This is a genomic window from Bacteroidota bacterium (genome assembly GCA_040388375.1).
Lineage (GTDB): Bacteria > Bacteroidota > Bacteroidia > UKL13-3 > UKL13-3 > JAAFJM01.
In genome coordinates this window covers 147,504-166,811 of sequence record JAZKBU010000001.1, presented here as the reverse complement: position 1 = coordinate 166,811, position 19,308 = coordinate 147,504, and the positions used below count along the sequence as shown (strand labels likewise).

Annotated in this window: 17 protein-coding genes and 2 pseudogenes; all 19 read left to right on the top strand. The window is 36.2% G+C overall.

Features of this window, described 5'->3' with window-relative positions; genetic code table 11:
* Window positions 1-13: 13 nt before the first annotated feature.
* Entirely contained in the window at window positions 14-1,396 is a 1,383-nt protein-coding gene (locus tag V4538_00740; protein ID MES2379534.1) for a T9SS type A sorting domain-containing protein, read from the top strand.
* A 128-nt stretch (window positions 1,397-1,524) separates the two neighbouring features.
* A complete protein-coding gene (locus V4538_00735) occupies window positions 1,525-2,085 on the top strand; it encodes an AraC family transcriptional regulator (protein MES2379533.1) in 561 nt (186 codons plus the stop codon).
* Window positions 2,086-2,176: 91 nt separating this feature from the next.
* Window positions 2,177-2,885, top strand: a pseudogene (locus V4538_00730) (MauE/DoxX family redox-associated membrane protein).
* A gap of 20 nt (window positions 2,886-2,905) precedes the next feature.
* The gene (locus tag V4538_00725) at window positions 2,906-3,400 is read left to right on the top strand and encodes a heavy metal-associated domain-containing protein (GenBank protein ID MES2379532.1); all 495 of its coding nucleotides are present in this window, start codon (window positions 2,906-2,908) and stop codon (window positions 3,398-3,400) included.
* Window positions 3,400-4,209 carry a hypothetical protein gene (locus V4538_00720; protein ID MES2379531.1) on the top strand — a complete coding sequence of 270 codons (810 nt, stop codon included), beginning with the start codon at window positions 3,400-3,402 and terminating at the stop codon, window positions 4,207-4,209. Before V4538_00725 ends, V4538_00720 begins: the two co-directional genes overlap by 1 nt.
* Before the next feature lie 81 nt (window positions 4,210-4,290).
* A complete protein-coding gene (locus V4538_00715) occupies window positions 4,291-6,540 on the top strand; it encodes a multicopper oxidase domain-containing protein (GenBank protein ID MES2379530.1) in 2,250 nt (749 codons plus the stop codon).
* Between the two features lie 481 nt (window positions 6,541-7,021).
* Window positions 7,022-7,381, top strand: a complete 360-nt coding sequence (locus V4538_00710) for a hypothetical protein (protein ID MES2379529.1) — start codon at window positions 7,022-7,024, stop codon at window positions 7,379-7,381.
* 12 nt (window positions 7,382-7,393) lie between these two features.
* A complete protein-coding gene (locus tag V4538_00705; protein ID MES2379528.1) occupies window positions 7,394-7,717 on the top strand; it encodes a YnfA family protein in 324 nt (107 codons plus the stop codon).
* A complete protein-coding gene (locus V4538_00700) occupies window positions 7,714-7,872 on the top strand; it encodes a hypothetical protein (protein ID MES2379527.1) in 159 nt (52 codons plus the stop codon). Before V4538_00705 ends, V4538_00700 begins: the two co-directional genes overlap by 4 nt.
* A gap of 227 nt (window positions 7,873-8,099) precedes the next feature.
* Window positions 8,100-8,411: a DUF6660 family protein gene (locus tag V4538_00695; protein MES2379526.1), complete on the top strand. Its 312-nt coding sequence runs from the start codon at window positions 8,100-8,102 to the stop codon at window positions 8,409-8,411.
* A 101-nt stretch (window positions 8,412-8,512) separates the two neighbouring features.
* Window positions 8,513-12,874 carry a CusA/CzcA family heavy metal efflux RND transporter gene (locus tag V4538_00690; protein ID MES2379525.1) on the top strand — a complete coding sequence of 1,454 codons (4,362 nt, stop codon included), beginning with the start codon at window positions 8,513-8,515 and terminating at the stop codon, window positions 12,872-12,874.
* A gap of 11 nt (window positions 12,875-12,885) precedes the next feature.
* Window positions 12,886-14,160 (top strand): efflux RND transporter periplasmic adaptor subunit, encoded by a 1,275-nt coding sequence (locus V4538_00685; GenBank protein MES2379524.1) that lies wholly within the window; start codon window positions 12,886-12,888, stop codon window positions 14,158-14,160.
* Between the two features lie 11 nt (window positions 14,161-14,171).
* Window positions 14,172-14,513: pseudogene (locus tag V4538_00680) on the top strand (MerC domain-containing protein).
* Window positions 14,514-14,579: 66 nt separating this feature from the next.
* On the top strand, window positions 14,580-14,780 hold the full coding sequence (locus V4538_00675) for a GDCCVxC domain-containing (seleno)protein (GenBank protein MES2379523.1): 201 nt from the start codon (window positions 14,580-14,582) through the stop codon (window positions 14,778-14,780).
* Window positions 14,781-14,814: 34 nt separating this feature from the next.
* Window positions 14,815-14,976, top strand: a complete 162-nt coding sequence (locus tag V4538_00670) for a hypothetical protein (protein MES2379522.1) — start codon at window positions 14,815-14,817, stop codon at window positions 14,974-14,976.
* Window positions 14,963-16,159 (top strand): M20/M25/M40 family metallo-hydrolase, encoded by a 1,197-nt coding sequence (locus tag V4538_00665; GenBank protein ID MES2379521.1) that lies wholly within the window; start codon window positions 14,963-14,965, stop codon window positions 16,157-16,159. Before V4538_00670 ends, V4538_00665 begins: the two co-directional genes overlap by 14 nt.
* A complete protein-coding gene (locus V4538_00660) occupies window positions 16,156-16,539 on the top strand; it encodes a DUF3703 domain-containing protein (protein ID MES2379520.1) in 384 nt (127 codons plus the stop codon). The genes V4538_00665 and V4538_00660 overlap by 4 nt, the downstream gene beginning before the upstream one ends.
* Before the next feature lie 38 nt (window positions 16,540-16,577).
* Entirely contained in the window at window positions 16,578-17,264 is a 687-nt protein-coding gene (locus V4538_00655) for a DUF1345 domain-containing protein (GenBank protein MES2379519.1), read from the top strand.
* Between the two features lie 12 nt (window positions 17,265-17,276).
* Complete coding sequence (locus V4538_00650; protein MES2379518.1) at window positions 17,277-19,163, top strand: cation-translocating P-type ATPase; 1,887 nt, start codon at window positions 17,277-17,279, stop codon at window positions 19,161-19,163.
* Window positions 19,164-19,308: the final 145 nt, after the last annotated feature.

Sequence of the window (19,308 nt, the reverse complement as noted above, 5' to 3'; positions counted from 1 at the left end):
ACACAAATTCAACATGAAAAAGATAAAAATCAGTTGCCTAGTTCTGTTAGGATTATGCAACACCGCTGCTTTTTCGCAGCAAAGCATTGATGCTTATGTAACCGATTCAACCAAAAATGTTTTTACTTTAGTTGCAGGTTCAGCCAATTCACTTGTATCTCCTGTTGATTTGGATTTTTACCCAAATCAAAGCACCCGCCCCAACGAACTTTGGATTTTAAACCAAGGAACGAATAACACAGGTGGTTCAACTCTTATTGTTAGCAATGCCAAAAGCAGCAGCCGCACTTTCAAGTATGTTAAAGATGGTAACTCTTGGCATTTTATGGCAATGGCAAGTGCAATGGCTTTTGGAGAAAGTAATTTTGCAACCTCCCAAGATATTGTAGATGCCAACAGACAAGGAGGAACTTATACTGGAGCCACACTTTGGCCTGGAGACTTAAGTATTTATGGAGTGGTTGGTAATCCTCCTACACAAACAGAAAATGGAAGTCATTTAAGTATGATACATCAAACCCCATACGGTAAAGGTATAGCATTTGAAAAGGATAATATTTATTGGGTGCTTGATGGCTATGAGGGTAATATAAAGCGATATGATTTTGGTAATCCCCATCAGCCTGGAGGTGATGACCATAGCGGAGGCGGAGTGCAGGTTTATCCGGATTTTAAGTTTACGAAACACGCATCACTTCCCGGACACATAGTAATTGATGGTAACCGCAAATATTTATACGGATGCGATCCTGTTGGCAAAAGAGTATTTCGGATTGATATAACAACAGGCTCAAATAGTGGGGCAAGGACTAAGATTAATGGCGAAAATTTGAGTTTAGGATATTTCACATTTTCTGGATTGACGAAAATAGATACATTAATTGGCGGATTAGGAAGCCCAATTGGAATAGATGTTTATGGTGACAGATTAATTGTAACTGATAATTTAACCGATGAGATTATTATTTACAACATTTCTAATAATTATAGAGAGGTTGGAAGAATAAAATTAAAATATATTGCCTCTCCCGACCCGTTGGGTGTTAAGGTAGGCCCTGACGGAAAAATTTATTTTGTAGATAAAGCCAATAAAATGGCTTATATGATTGATAATAGTTTAGTTCTCCCAACAGCTATTAAACCAATTTTGGTACCTACCCATAAATTTGAGCTTTATCCAAACCCAACAAATTCGCAAATATCATTGCAAACAAATATTGAATTAAAGGATGCCGAAATAATAATTACAAATGCATTAGGTGAAACTGTAAAAAAGCAACACGCCAATAATACAAATAGTTTAATCCTCGATGTTGAAGCATTAACCCGTGGGGTGTACTTTGTGCAAGTGCTAGCAAATAACAAATTCTATAATCAAAAATTTATTAAGGAGTAGGAATTATGGAAATAAATTATTCAAAACAGCTTTTGTTGTCATTTCTTCATTTGTATTTTTCTTGATACACTAATGAGAGTTTCCAACATAATAACATATGCATTTCTTTTAATTGATAAAAAAATAAAATGAAACTATACATCAAAAATATGGTGTGTAGTCGCTGCAAGTTGGTGGTGAAGTCTGAGTTGGAAAAACTGGAATTTAAAATACTAGTGGTTGATTTGGGTGAAGTAGAAATCATAGATCAGATTACATCCCAACAAAAAAGCAACATTGGCGAGCACCTGAAAAAATTTGGTTTCGAGTTAATTGATGATAAGAAAAGTCGAATTATAGATAAAATTAAAACATTAATAATTGAATTGGTACATCAACAAAATGCGCAACTAATTATCAATCTTTCTGATTATTTGTCGAACAAATTGGTACAAGACTATTCAACATTAAGCAGTTTGTTTTCAGAATTAGAAGATACGACAATTGAAAAGTACTTTATCTACCAAAAAATTGAAAAGGTAAAAGAATTGCTTCTATATGATGAATTGACTTTGAGTGAAATCGCTTTTCAGATGAATTACAGCAGTGTAGCATATTTGAGCAATCAGTTCAAAAAAGTTACGGGTTTTTCGCCTTCGCATTACAAACAATTGAAAGACAAAAAACGAAGACAAATTGAATACTTATAAATGTTACAACCCAGACCCAAAATAACACAACAACGATTTTCTCATAGCTTCGGAACTTTGTGCCATAGTTTTTAACCTTTAAATTCAATTTATGGTACATACTTATCAAGTAACAGGAATGACCTGTTCAAGTTGCGAAGCAAAAGTAAAATCAGCTTTGTTAGCGGTAGAAAATATAACTAATGTAGAAGTTTCTAAAAATGAAAATTCTGCTATAATTACAATGGATAAGCATATTGCTTTATCATATTTACAAAAAGCATTGCCCGAAAAATATCAAATTTCGGTATTGCATCACAACGAATTGGCTGAACAAACAATGGGTTGGTTAGCCACCTACAAGCCAATCTTGTTGATATTCTTCTATATCACAGTGAATGCAGTTTTGGTGCAGCTCGCCAATGATAGGTTTGATGCAATGGATGCGACATTTTATGGCAGGTTTCTTTTTGGTTTTTTCATTTTTCAAAATGCTAAACCTAAACGGCTTTGCTGAAAGTTATGTCATGTACGATGTGTTGGCAAAGCGTATTCCTATTTGGGCTTATGCTTACACTTTTGTTGAGTTGGGTTTAGCAATTGCTTACACTGTCAACTTCAATCCATTCATTACAAACCTCACAACATTAATAGTAATGAGCATCAGCATCATTGGTGTTCTACAAAGTGTTTTAAACAAAAGGAAAATACAATGTGCCTGTTTGGGTGTAGTTTTCAATTTGCCAATGAGTACTGTCACTATTATTGAAGATGCCTTGATGATTGTAATGAGCGCATCAATGCTTTTTGTGCTAATCTAAAAATAAATAAACTACTAAAAATGAATTTTATAAAAAATATATTACTCGCATCTACACTTATACTATTATTCTCAATTAAAAGTAATGCTCAACTATTAAAAATTGAAATAAGAGCAACAGGGCTTACTTGCTCAATGTGTTCAAATGCTATTTTTAAACAACTTCAATCAATTGCTGGGGTTGATAGCTTACAAACGGATTTGAATACAAATACCTTTATTGTTATACTGAAAAAGAAAAATAATCTAACTCCAAAAATCTTTAAAGAAAGGGTGGAGAAAGCGGGATTTTTTGTTGGCCTATTCATTGTTACTGCAATGCCCCAAACGATTAACCAACAAAATTATGTTTCGCTAAATGATAAGCCAATCAATGATGCAACGATACGCTTTCAAGTACTTGACAAAGGATATATAACAGATAAAGAATTCAAAAAATTATCAAAAACATATAGAGATATACTAACATATGTAGAAAGTAATGAAGATGATTTTCATATTAAACTGTTGAAGTAATGAAGATTGTAATTTTTATATTACTACTATTTTGTTTTCAAAATATGTACTGTCAAGAGTTGTTTGTAGTTACAGACCCCGCTAGTAATGTGCCTGCTAACTCCCTTGGGATAAATGTAATGCAATTGCTTTTTAAAGAGCAAATTAAAACTGGATATAATTACCATTTAATGCCCGAAATAACTTTTGGGCTTAATAAGAATTTGATGTTTCGAGGGTCAGCATTTATCAGTAACCGCAGTAATCAATTATATACCGAGGGTGGCAGTTTTATGACAAAGTATCGGTTCTTTTCGTCTGATGATTTGCAAAGTCATTTCAGAATGGCAGCTTATTTAAGATATAGCTTTAATAGGGCTGATATTCACCAAGAACAAATAGAAATTTTAGGACACAACACTGGAGTCGAGAGCGGAATTATTGCGACCAAGTTGATAAAGAAACTGGCTATAAGTTCAAGTATAAGTTTTGAAAAAGCGAAGGATAACAAACCGAATTACCCCTTTCCAAATACTATTGGAAACAATGCAACTAATTATACATTATCGTTTGGAAGACTTATGTATCCCCCAAAATACACAAGTTTTAAACAAACAAACATAAACTTGATGGTAGAGTTTGTTGGACAAACGATTAACGAGAATGGGAAATCATTTTTGGATATTGTTCCTGCTATACAATTTATTTTTAATAGTCAAGCTCGGGTAGATTTAGCCTATCGTCAACAGCTATTTAGCTCTATGATTCGCTCAGCTCCAAATGGCGTATATTTCAATCTGTACTATACCTTTTTTAATTTAAAAAAATGATAGCCCAAAATATTTAAAATGCTTAATCAAGCCTTTACATGCAAAAACAATTAAGTACATTTTTAAAATGAAACTGATAAAATGGATTTTCAAAAAAATATTTATAAAAAACTGTTGCCGATAGTATTATTGCTATCAACAACTCAGATTATATATGCTCAAAAAATAGTTCGTTACGACCTTTATGTAAAAGACACCATTGTAAATTTTTCAGGAAAAGGAAAACGAGCAATTGCCGTAAATGGTCAAATTCCGATGCCTACCCTCACTTTTACCGAAGGCGACACGGCAGAAATACACGTTCACAATTTGCTAAAGGAAGAAACCTCATTGCATTGGCATGGATTGTTTTTACCCAACAAAGAAGATGGCGTTCCTAATCTTACACAGATGCCCATCAAACCAAATACAACACATATTTATCGTTTCCCAATTATTCAAAACGGTACACATTGGTATCACAGTCATTCGGGCTTGCAGGAGCAAATAGGAATGTATGGAAACTTTGTAATGCTTAAAAAGGTAAATGATAAAAATTTCAGAAAAGGCATTGATGATTTACCTACTGTTCCAATTGTACTAAGCGAGTGGACAGATTACAAACCCGAAAACATACACCGAATGTTGCACAACGCAACAGACTGGTTCGCTATTAAAAAAAACGCAACTCAAAGTTATGCCGAAGCAATAAAAGCAGGACATTTTAAAACCAAACTCAAAAATGAATGGAAACGGATGTTGGCAATGGACGTGAGCGATGTTTACTACGACAAAATTTTAATTAATGGCAAGCAAATTTCTGAAATTAAAAACTTTGGTGGAGAACAATTAAAAGCAGGCGACAAAGTTCGACTTCGTATTTCTAACGGTGGTGCATCTTCCTACTTTTGGCTTACTTATGCAGGTGGTAAAATTACAGTCGTTGCAAGTGATGGTAACGATGTAGAGCCAGTGGAAGTGGATAGATTAATTATTGCCGTTTCTGAAACGTATGATATTATCGTAACCATTCCAGCAGAAAATACTGCCTTTGAATTTTTAGCAACCACCGAAGACCGCACCAATTCGGCATCATTATACTTAGGAAACGGTATCAAACAACTGAAATCACCACAACCAAGATTAAAGTATTTTGAAGGCATGAAGATGATGAACGACATGATGAAAATGAATGGCGAACTTGATGATATGGGGATGTTCATGAGTTTAAATCAAATGGACATGAATGTGGTTATGTATCCTGAAATAACAGGCAATAGCAAACCAAAACAAAGTGATAACGACCCCAATCGTTACAATGCAAATGCTTTGACTGATATTGTTACATTAAATTACTCAATGCTAAAATCTACAACCAAAACTGAACTTCCCAAAGATGCACCAGTAAAAGAATTGCGTTTTGAACTTACTGGAAATATGAACCGATATGTATGGAGCTTGGACAATAAGGTAGTTTCAGAAACCGATAAAATTCTCATTAAAAAAGGCGAAAACATACGAATTGTTATTTACAATGGCTCCATGATGCGACACCCCATGCACTTGCACGGACACGACTTTCGATTGTTAAACGGACAAGGGAAAAATGCACCATTAAAAAATATTGTGGACATTATGCCAATGGAAACCGACACTTTAGAATTTAACGCAAATGTAGAAGGCGATTGGTTTTTTCATTGTCATATTTTATACCATATGATGAGTGGAATGGGCAAGGTTTTTACATACGAAAATCAAGCACCCAATCCATTAATACCAAATCCAAAATTAGCACAACGCCAACTATTTGCCGATGATAGAAAACCACATTTTATGGCAGAAAACGACTTTGCCACTAATGGTAATGACGGAATGTTTATGCTTCAAAATACACGTTGGAGCATCGGTTCAGAATGGCGATTAGGTTATCACGACATACACGGCTACGAAACTGAAACTCACATTGGACGATACATAGGAAAAATGCAATGGCTAATGCCGTTTATCGGTTTTGATTGGCGTTATAGAAAATTAGGACATAATGAAATTGAACAAAATCTTTTTGGTCAAACCAATACTAAAGACAACAGAACACAAGTAAGTTTAGGTGTAAACTACACTTTACCAATGCTTATAATAGCACAGGCAGAAGTGTATCAAGACGGAAATATTCGTTTTCAGTTAATGCGAGAAGATATACCTATTACGAAACGACTTCGAGCAGGTTTTATGGTAAACACAGACAAAGAATTTATGTTTGACTTACGTTATATTGTAAATAAAAATATGGGCGTAAGAACCCATTATGACAGCGACATGGGTTTTGGTATTGGACTAACTTTGAATTATTAACCCCAACGCAATTTGCAAGCACAATTAAAAACCGCACAAACCAACACACGACCAAAGTTTTTAATAGAGCTTGCAAAGCCGACCAAAAGAAAAATTGTTTTTAAAAAATTCCCAACGCTTCAAAAAAAATAAAAAACGCAACGCACAGCCGACACTCAATGTCACGACAACTCAACAAAGACAACTGGTGACAAGCTCGAGCAAAGAACCACTGGCTATAACAGCAATCTTGCGCAATTGCCGTTATAATCTTTAAATACAGTATTTCGTTTCGCTTTTATTTTTTATCTTGGTTGACAGATTTACGATACGTACACGGCAACTGCGCAAGGTTGCAAAACGTTATGTGCAACCCTAACAGACGACAGTGCAAACATCGAACGACAGAAAAAAATAACTTTGACAAATGACACGAACTATAATTTTAATCACGTTGACAGCTTTGACAATTTCAAGTTGCAACAATTCAGCAGACACCAAAATGACAACAGATAATAAAGCGACTTCAGTTTGTTCAGACGACTGCAAAGCAAAAAGTAAATCAGGCGAACTTTCTTGTAAGCTGACAACTCCCGAACTTCAAAAACGTAAAGAGACAGTTCTTGCCAGTTTAAAAGAACAAATGACGGAGAAGAAAGAACTTAAAGACGGTTATGCTTTTAAGTTTCCCGGCACAGACAAAATGCTTGACGAACTGACCGAATTTATTAAAACAGAAAGAGAATGTTGCGACTTCTTTACTTTCAATCTTTCCATAAGTGGCGACAAAAGTGAAGCGTGGTTAGAGTTGACAGGTGCAGACGGAGCAAAAGATTTTATTTCAACTGAACTTGGACTTTAATATTCAACGACTATGATACAATCAATCCCAATTTTTCTTCTTGCTGGCCTTTGTGAAATAGGTGGTGGATACTTAATGTGGCTTTGGCTCAAGGAAGGTAAACCACTTTGGTATGGACTTGTAGGTGCTATTATTCTTGTTCTTTATGGTGTTGTTGCGACTTGGCAGACAGCAAACTTTGCAAGAGTATATGCAACTTACGGAGGAATTTTTATTGTAATGTCATTGCTTTGGGCTTATAAGTTTGACAATTACACGCCAGACAAATACGACATCATTGGAGCATCCATTGCGTTGTTAGGTGTTTGCATTATTTATTACGCACCACGACAATGAGAAGAAGGGCAGCACATAACAGCACATTTGCAATAGGCGGGGTTTCGTTCTCCGCAGACAGTTTAGTGGTAGCCGAAAGTTTTGTGCTCCGCATAAACATTTGTGCTAAAAATCCCGCCCATCGCAAATCTGCAAAACGTTATCAGCAACCCTAAAACCCGACAGTGCGACCATTAACCGACCGACATAAACTGACCGACAATGCAATTTTCGGCAAAGCCGTTTGGCTATCCCTTCGCAAAATAAAAAGAGCTGCAAAGCCACCCACAAGCAGACCCGCTTTTGCAGCACATTTTATTTTGCCCTATCGCACCAGTGCCACCCGACAGTTTTGTGCTAAACCGACAAATTTTTTCCTTACATTTGCCCCGTGAAAAAAGTTTTGACACTCTTATTTAGTTTTTACTTGTTGGCTTTGGCGGTTATGCCGTGCAGCGACAAGGACGACTGTAAATATCCGAGTGGAGAACAAACCACATTTGCCACAACCGACCATTCCGACCACGACAACGACACCGAGAATTGCTCACCTTTTTGTATGTGTGCTTGCTGCGGACAATCTTTTAGCAGTCCATTTTCGCATTACAGCTTATCGCTTCACGTTCCTGTTTCATTAGAAAAATTCCCAGTTTACAACGCTTCCTTCGTTTCAGAAGTGTATTTGTCTATTTGGCAACCGCCAAAAATCAGTTAATGAATTTCTGATGTTCCGCTAACGCGGAACAAAACAAACCTACTTACGGTGCTAACGCACCGCAAGTAATCGTGTATTCATTCATTAAACTGATTAAAAAAATGTTAGACAAAATAATTGCGTTCAGCATAAAAAACAAATTCTTCATCGCATTGATGACACTTACACTCATTGTTTGGGGAGTGTGGAGTGCAACAAAACTGCCTATTGATGCAGTTCCCGACATCACCAATAACCAAGTGCAAATCATTACGGTTTGCCCAACCCTTGCAGGACAAGAGGTTGAACAGTTGGTAACTTACCCCATCGAACAAAGCATTGCAAACCTTCCCGACTTGGAAGAGTTGCGAAGCATTTCCCGTTTCGGACTTTCTGTAATTACCGTTGTGTTTGACGATAAAGTGGACATCTACTTTGCCCGACAACTGATTAACGAACGACTAAAGGAAGCCGAAACCAAAATCCCCAAAGGTGTTGGCACACCCGAATTAGCACCCGTTAGCACAGGTTTGGGAGAAGTGTATCAATACATCATTCATCCAAAAAAAGGCAGCGAAAGCAAATATACCGCTATGGACTTGCGGACAATGCAAGACTGGATTGTTGCCCGACAACTTTATGGAACACCCGGTATTGCAGAGGTGAATAGTTTTGGCGGACAACTCAAACAATATGAAGTTGCCGTAAACCCCGACAGACTTATTGCAATGGGAATAACCATTCCAGAGATTTTTACCGCCTTAGAAAAGAACAACGAAAATACAGGCGGGGCTTACATTGACAAAAAGCCAAATGCCTATTTTATTCGTGGAGTTGGTTTGATTGGTTCGTTTGACGACATCAAAAACATTGTGGTAAAGACAAATCCTAATGGCATTCCTATTTTAATAAAAGATGTTGCCGAAGTGCATTTAGGTAGTGCCGTGCGATATGGTGCAATGACTTACAACGGTGAAGTAGATGCAGTAGGTGGAGTTGTAATGATGCTGAAAGGTGCAAATAGTGCCGATGTGGTAAGCCGTATTAAAGATAAAATGGCAACCATTCAAAAATCATTGCCAAAAGATGTAGTAATTGAACCCTACTTAGACAGAACAGATTTGGTAAACCGTGCTATCAGCACAGTTGAGAAAAACCTGATTGAAGGAGCATTAATAGTAATCTTCGTTTTGGTTTTGTTTCTTGGAAATCTTCGTGCAGGATTGATTGTAGCTTCTGCCATTCCTTTATCAATGTTGTTTGCATTGGGCTTAATGAATGTATTTGGCGTAAGTGCAAACCTAATGAGCTTAGGAGCAATTGACTTTGGTCTAATTGTGGACGGTGCAGTAATTATTGTAGAAGCCACTTTGCACCATTTAGGAATGCGAAAAGCCATCGGCAAACTTTCACAATCAGAAATGGATAATGAAGTTTTCGTTTCCGCATCTAAAATCCGAAGCAGTGCCGCTTTTGGAGAAATAATTATCCTTATTGTTTACATTCCAATTCTTACCTTGGTAGGTATCGAGGGCAAAATGTTTAGCCCAATGGCTCAAACGGTTTCTTTCGCCATTATTGGGGCGTTGATTTTATCACTTACCTATATTCCAATGATGTGTGCAGCGTTCCTTTCTAAAAACGTTTCGCACAAGAAAACATTGAGCGATAGAATGATGAACTTTTTCCAACGCATTTATGCACCACTTTTGGAAAAAGCAATCCGTTTCAAAAAAGTAATTGTAGGTGTAACAGTTGCCGTATTTGTGGTTTCCGTGTTCCTGTTTTCAAGAATGGGCGGTGAATTTATCCCAACCTTACAGGAAGGCGATTTTGCTTTTCATTGCATATTACCGCAAGGCACATCACTTTCACAAAGTTTAGAAACCTCAATGCAAGCATCAAGACTTATCAAAGAATTTGACGAGGTAAAAATGGTAGTTGGCAAAACAGGTGCTGCCGAAGTTCCCACCGACCCAATGCCACCCGAAGCAACGGATATGATGATAATTTTGAAACCACAAAGCGAATGGAAACGTGATGTTTCTTATGATGAATTGGCAGAAGAGTTTGAAGAAAGATTAAACACAATCCCTGGGGTATTCTTTGAAAAGAACCAACCCATACAAATGCGGTTTAATGAATTGATGACAGGTATTCGCCAAGACGTTGCAGTAAAAATATTTGGTGAAAATATGGACACACTTTTAAACTATGCCAATAAAGTAAATTCAGTTGTGCAAAGTGTGGACGGTGCAACAGAACCAAGTGTTGAACGAGTGGCAGGACTTCCGCAAATCGTAATCAAATACAATCGTTCTCAAATTGCCAATTACGGGTTGAATATTGAGGACATCAACCACATTGTTTCTACTTCTTTTGCTGGAGGAAGTGCAGGAGTTGTATATGAAAACGAACGCAAATTTGAATTAGTAGTTCGTCTTGACAGCACACACCGCAACAACATTGACGATGTGAGCCATTTGTATATCCCAACTACCAACGGAACGCAAATTCCATTATCCCAAGTTGCAGAAATCAAAATGGAATTGGGGCCTGCACAAATTAGCCGTGAAGATGGCAAACGTAGAATAGTGGTGGGCTTCAACATCAAAGGCAGAGATGTAGAAAGTGTAGTTACCGACATACAAAAAGAACTGAATGAAAAAGTAAAATTACCGGAAGGTTATTATTACACCTATGGAGGAACATTTGAAAACCTACAAGCAGCATCCAAGCGACTAATGATTGCTTTGCCAGTAGCTTTAGCACTCATTTTTATGTTGCTCTATTTCACGTTCAGTTCAGTAAAACAGGCAGCTCTAATTTATACCGCCATTCCAATGAGTGCAATTGGTGGTGTATTCGCTTTGCTCATTCGTGATATGCCTTTCAGCATTTCGGCAGGTATCGGTTTTATTGCTTTGTTTGGTGTAGCAGTCTTAAACGGAATAGTGCTGATTGGAACTTTTAATCAATTAGAAAAAGACGGTATGACGGACATTTTAGAACGCATAAAAGAAGGAACAAAAATCCGTTTGCGACCTGTGCTAATGACTGCCACCGTTGCATCTCTTGGTTTCTTGCCAATGGCACTTTCGCACGGTGCTGGAGCAGAAGTGCAAAAACCTTTGGCAACCGTTGTAATTGGGGGCTTGCTTTCAGCTACTTTCCTTACACTTTTTGTTTTGCCATTGTTATATTTAATGTTCTCTAAAATTGGAAAGTCAAAAAGCAAAATTTATACAACAGCTATTTTAGTTTTTGCGTTGCTTTCATTCAATACTGCCAATGCTCAAACACCTGCTGAAAAAACCATTTCGGTTGATGATGCAATAAGCACAGCGTTGAAAAACAATTTGGAATTACAATCGCAACAACTCAATGTACAATCTTCTACCATCTTGAAAAAATCAGTGTTTGAATTACCTAAAACAAATGTCAATTTCCAGTTTGGGCAATACAACAGCATTAATCAGGACAAGGCTTTTCAGGTTTCGCAAAGTATTCCATTCCCTACTTACTATTCCGCAAAATCAAGTTTGTATAAAGCAGAGTTGCAAGGTAGCCAATTGCAACAGCAAGCCACAGCCAACGAAATAAAAGCACAGGTTCAATATTGGTTTTATCAGTTGCAGTATTTTCAAACAACTAAAAAGCAACTGCAATCTTTAGACAGTTTGTATAATGATTTTGTGAGTGCAGCAGCATTGCGATACAAAACAGGTGAAACAAATTTGTTGGAGAAAACCACAGCCGAAACCAAGCGGGGACAACTTTCACAGTTGCTCAAACAAAACGAAACAGATTTTGCAACGGCTTACAATTCCCTTAAAACACTAATGAATACAAGCGAAGATTTTACAATAACCGTAAATGAAAATTGGCAACCGCTTGTTTTAAGCAGTTCGTTTGACACAACCCTAATTGCAAATAATCCATCGCTTAAAGTATTGTATCAGCAATCAGTAATTGCAGAACAAAACAAAAAGTTAGAAACGGCTTCTACATTGCCCGATTTTAATGTGGGTTATTTCAACCAGTCGTTAATCGGAGTGCAAAACATCAATGGAGCAGATGTAAATTTTGACGGTAGCAAACGCTTTCAAGGTTTTAATGTAGGGGTAAGTGTTCCACTTACTTTTTTCAATACTGCTTCTAAAATAAAATCGCTTAATTATAAACAACAAGCTTTACAGAAAGAAGCAGACAACGGAAAACTGATTTTACAAAACCAGTTGCAAAATGCCTTTCAGCAATACAACCAGAATTTGTCGCAATACAACTATTACAAATCAACTGCTTTGCCCAATGCCGAAATAATTATCAGCACAGCAAAGGTTGGCTTTAAAAGTGGCGACATTGGTTACATTGAGTATTTACAAGCATTACAAACAGCTACCGATGTGCAGTTAAGTTATCTGCAATCCATCAATCAAATCAATCAATCAATCATCAACATCAATTTCTTAATCAACAAATAAATTTTAGAAAAATGAAAAAATTAATCTTCATAGCAGCCATTGCAATATCCATAGTATTTGCATCCTGCACTAGCAATAAAACCGAAACGAAGGAAGAAGAAACAGAGCATCACGATGAACACGAAAACACCAACACGGCAATGCTTACAGCCGAGCAAATGAAATCTATAAAAATAGAGTTGGGCAGCATCGAGAAAAAACAATTAACCGCTTCGTTAAAAGCTAATGGATTATTAAAAGTGCCAAATCAAAACATGGCAAACGCCACAGCATCATTGGGCGGTGTAATAAAATCTATTTTGATTCAAACAGGTAATTCGGTGAGCAAAGGACAAACCATTGCCACCATTTCAAACAATTCTTTTATCACAATGCAAGAGGAATTTTTAAGTGTTTCTTCAAAAACAGAGTTGGCACAATTGGAATTTGCCCGACAAAAAGAATTGCAACAAGGCAATGCAGGAGCATTGAAAAATTTGCAGTCAGCCGATGCAGAACTGAAAACTTTGAAAGCCCGAAAAGCGAGTTTGCAAAAGCAGTTAGAACTTATTGGTATCAAAACCGCTTCACTCACAAGCGAAAATATCCAATCAGTTGTAAATATTTCAAGCCCCATAAACGGCACAATAAGCAATGTAATGGTAAACATCGGCAGCTATGTAGATGCAAACAACCCCATTGCCGAAATAGTGGACAACAGCCAACTGCATTTGGATTTGTATGTGTATGAAAAAGATTTGCAAAAACTAAAAGTTGGGCAAACAATACATTTTACCCTTACCAATAATCCTGGCAAAGAATATGATGCAGATGTTTACGCCATTAGTAACACCTTTGAGCAAAACACCAAAGCTGTTGCTGTTCACGCAATGGTAAAAGGCAACAAACAAGGATTGATTGACGGAATGAGCATAACAGCATTGGTAAGTTTAGAAAATGCCACCGTTGATGCCGTGCCTACCAACGCCATTGTAAACCACGAAGGGCAGGACTATATTTTTATTGTTACCGATGCTCATAGCGAAGAAGAACACCACAGCGAAGCTGAAACAGCCGAACACAAACACGATGAAAGCGGACATCAGCATAGTGAAAAAGAAGAACCTAAACACAAAGAAGAAGGAACAACTTTTGAAAAAATTCCAGTTCGCAAAGGCACAACCGATGTAGGTTACAGTGAAATTACTTTGCTCAAAGAAATTCCTGCCAACAGCAAGGTAGTTGTAAATGGAGCATTTTTCATTTTGGCTAAAATGAATAACAAAGGCGAAGCACACGCACATTAAAATTTACGAAAATGAAACTTACTAACAACATAGACAAATTCGGAACAGCAGGGCTGTTTCTTACTGCATTACTTTCTCCTTGCTGTTTTCCATTATTTGCGTTTGTCGCATCAGCATTAGGTTTTGGAAGTGCCGAACTTTTTGGAGGATGGACAATGTGGATTTTTCAGGCAATGGTTTTAGTTTCCGTGGCAGGGCTTTACTTTTCGTATCGCAAACATCGTTGCACTTATCCGTTGTTTGTTGCAATTCCAAGCGGACTTTTAGTTTTCTATGGCTATCATTTCAACAACTCCGACCACTGGACTTACTTTTTGTATGCAGGAATGTTCGGCTTGTTTGTCGCCACACTTTGGAATTACAAACGTAACAAACTTCACGGCTCTTGCGACACTTGCAAGGTTATTGATGGTAAGACAGTGGAACTTGAAAGTGAAATTACTTGCCCAAACTGCGGACACAAGAAAAAAGAAATGATGCCAACAGATGCCTGCCAGTTTTTTTATGAATGTGAAAACTGTAAAAAGATTTTAAAACCGAAACAAGGCGACTGTTGTGTTTATTGCAGTTATGGCACAGTAAAATGTCCTTCTATTCAAACAGGAAAAGATTGCTGTTAAAATTATTTATAAGTTAAACAAAAAATTACAAACAATGAAACTACCAATCAAAGACAAAAAATTTATTTTTCTTCTTTCCGCAATCACAACAAAAGTAGCTTTAGAAGTTTTAACCATCATCGGCATTTACATACACCATGATCCAATTGTTTTATTAGGAATTAATAATAAAGGAGGAGCACATGACCACAAGTAAACTTAAACAAATTTTTGCTATAACTATTTGTAATTTCATATTCTCGGTTAACTCCTTTAGCCAAATTTCAAAAATCCAAGAGGCTTTAAATTTATTTAATTCAGACTCTTTAGTGAATTACACCAAAGTTTTGACTGGAATGAAAGGAATAAACGAAAAGGACACAATTAAATCAAGATTATCTGGAACCTCAGGTAACGAACTGGCCTTTCAATATGCTAAACAATTATTTAAAAGTTGGAATTTAAACATAGATTCACAGCAATTTAGCATAACTGGCAAAAATTTATTAGCTGCTAAAAAAGGTTACAAATCTAACAAATATATACTTTTAGGTGGACATTATGACGCAGTTGGCTCAGGAAATCCAGCATTTCATTATCCAGGTGCTGATGATAATGCAAGTGGAACATCAGGAGTATTAGAAGCTGCTAGAGTTATTTCACAATTTGAATTTCCTTACACAATTAAATTTGCACTTTGGGACGAAGAAGAACAGGGTTTACTTGGGAGTAGAGCATTTGGGCCACCTGATGATGTAAGAGATTTTGTGGGATATATAAATTTAGACATGATTGCTTGGGACGGAAACAATGATAGCTTAATTGAAATACATACTCGTAATATTTCAAACTCAAATCTACTATCTGAAAGGGTCATGAATGTATTAAAATTATACAATATTGGGTTGCAGTATAAAATTGTGAACCCAGGAGACCCTGCAACCGACCACAAATCATTTTGGGATTTAAATTTAACAGCAATTGGAATCAATGAAGAATATAATGATGATTTTAACCCTAACTGGCATAAAATAAATGACTCATTGAGTAAATTCAATATACCTTATTACTCCAAAATGGTACAACTATCAATAGCTACTCTTATGGATATAGCTTTAGATTCAAATGGCATATTAAGTGCTAAAGAAATCGAATATGAAGACCCATTATTTATTTACCCAAATCCTGTTGAAGATATACTTTTTTTTAACTTGAGTACATCAAAAATAAAATACAATTCTGCGATAATAACAGATGTAACAGGTAAAAAAGTTTTAAATTTTACTGATATTTCTAATCTATCTTTTCTTAATTTATCAGGTCTAAATCAAGGTACCTATTTTTTAACTTTAATTAGTGGTACTCAATCAAAAAAACCACTTAAAATAATAAAGATATGAAACTCTACACAAAAATGCCATTAGCACTAAAACCGTTTTACCAAAAAGAACTAACAGATGCTGAAAATGATTTTGAACAAAATCATTTTCAGCAAAGTTGGCAACATTTGGAAAGAGCACATATACTTGGTCAACCGTACCCATTTGCACATTCATTTATCCACTGGAAAATGTTACTTTTTGGAATAAAAACAAAAAACAGTAAAGAAATAATTGGGCAAATTCCAAGGCTTATTTTTGGTGGAGTAAAATCGTTCGTTGGTAAAATACCTGTTGGCAATACAGGTGGTGCAAATGTTCCACCTTTGCATCCAATGGAAATACCCGAAGATTTATTAATCATTATTCAAACACATACAAGCAATGAAATTACCAATTAACGACAAAAAATTTCTCTTTCTACTTTTATATTAATCTCATGAGAAATAAACCCAAAAAGTTATCTTCAATTGCAAAATTAAGTGGGCTAAAAAAATTACTCATTTGTCTTCTTTCTTCAATTATTGTTTTTGCAATTTTATCATTTTTTAAAACTGAAATTCCATTTAGGATAATACTAAGCTGGAATACTTTTAGTTTTTCAATGATTATTTTAGGGTGGTTATTATTTTTTTCTACAACTTCCGAGGATTTATGCACGGTGGTAGAAAAACAAGATGACGGACTTAAAACAATATTTTTTATTGTAATAATCGCAGTGTGCTTGTCTATATTAGGCACTCTAATTTTTGTAACTCATAAAAATGAATATTCCTCCAACAAAATAATACAATTTATTATTTTGCTATCTCCTGTTTTTTTATCGTGGTTTTTATTGCATACTATGTTTACGATTCGTTATGCACACCTATATCACGACCATAATACATTAAATACAGGAAGTAATGTTGGCGGAATTGAATTTCCTACTAAAACAAAACCAGATTATTTAGACTTTGCCTATTTTTCATTTGTTATCGGCATGACTTTTCAAGTTTCCGATATTACTATTTCTTCTCAGACAATAAGAAGATTTGTATTGGTGCATAGTTTAATTTCATTTTTTTTTAACACCATTATTGTGGCACTTTCAATAAGTATACTTTCAAATTTATCAAACAATTAAATAATCAAAACAATGAAATTACCCATCAACGACAAAAAATTTATTTTTCTTCTTTCAGCAATCACAATAGTAGTTGCATTAGAAGTTTTATCAATCATCGGCATACACATACCAATGCCGTATGCACCTTTCGTTTTCGCCATATTCATTTTAGGAATTGGTTATAATGTTTTATGGAACGGAGTAAAAGCAATCTTCAAACTCCAATTCAGCAACATCAATTTACTCATGCTAATTGCAGTAATCGGGGCATTCTATCTTAAAGAATTTCCCGAAGCAGCAGTTTTGGTTGTGTTGTATGTGTTGGGTGAACGCTTAGAAGATATTGGAATAGAAAATTCAAAATCTGCATTAGATGAATTAGTAAGCAAAGCACCAAAGACCGCATTTGTCAAATCACAAAATGAAAATGTTACCATTGATAAAATTGCAGTCGGAACAATCATTCAGGTGAAAGCAGGTGAAATGATACCGCTTGACGGCAAAATTATTTCAGGCGAAACAATGGTTGATGAAGCCGCCATCACAGGCGAACCCATTGCAAAAGACAAACGAAAAGGAGACAATCTTTTTGCAGGAACTCTTAATATGAATGGCTTCATAGAAATGGAAACCACCAAACTTTCTGTTGATACCACCTTCTCAAAAATCATTCGCCTCACCTTTGAAGCATCGGCAAACAAAAGCGAAACACAAAAATTCATTCAGCAATTTGCAAAATATTATACACCAGTAATGCTTTTGCTCTCAATTTTAGTTTTTGTTATTCCAGTATTTGTAATGCAATTAGATTTTAATCATTGGTTACAACAGGCAATTACACTTTTGGTTATCGCTTGTCCTTGTGCATTGGTTATATCTACACCAGTTGCCATCTATGCAGCCATAGGCAACGCATCAGCAAAAGGAGCATTAGTAAAAGGCGGAAAATACATCGAAGCATTGGCATCAATAAAAGCAATTGCATTAGATAAAACACGAACCATCACTTTCGGAAATCCAATCGTATCAGATGTGTTTCCTTTAAACGGAACAAGCCGTGAAGAACTTTTGGCTTGCACCGCAGGAGCAGAAATATTTTCAGAACACCCATTAGCACAAGCCATTGTTGATGCAAGTAAAAAAGAAGGATTTGAACCGCACAAAACCGAAGGTTTCAAAAGCATTATGGGCAAAGGTGCGACTGCAAAATGTTTGGTGTGTGAAGACGAAACAATTTATGTAGGCAAGTTAGATTTCATAAAAGAACATCAACCCGTTGACAAAGAAGCCGAGAAAATTGTAGCAGAACTTTCAGCACAAGGCAAAACAAGTGTAGTAGTGAGTTTTGGTGATGGTGTGGCAGGTATTATAGGTTTAATGGACGAAATAAAACCCGACAGTGCAGCAGCATTAAAAGAAATAGAAGCAATGAATATTGAACCCATAATGCTAACAGGCGACAGCGAAAAAGCAGCAAACTATGTAGCCGAGCAAGTAGGCATCAAAAAAATATTCGGCAATATGTTACCCGAAAACAAAGCCGACAAAATCAAAGAACTTTTACAGGAGTATAAATTCGTAGCAATGGTAGGCGATGGAATAAACGATGCACCAGCTTTAGCACAATCCACTGTAGGAATAGCAATGGGAGCAGCAGGTAGCGACACAGCAATAGAAACCGCAAATATTGCATTGATGAACGACAAACTTTCACTCATTCCGTTTCTCATTCAGTTAAGTAAAAAAACATTGAGAAGAATAAAATTCAACACCATCGGAGCAATAGCGGTAAAATTGATATTCATAACACTTGCATTTATTGGTTACAGCAATTTGGTTTTCGCCATAGCAGCAGACGTAGGAGTAACACTAATTGTAATTTTGACAAGTTTACGACTGATGAATTACAAAGGATAAAATGGAGAGACCTGCAAACTCAAAACCGACTGCATCTAAAGCCAACGCATTTGCACTCACATTTGCTTTTGCCTCAACGCACGGGCAGACGCAGCAAAAGCAAAAGAGAGTGCAAGCAACCGCACCAGTTCACCGCAGACAGACC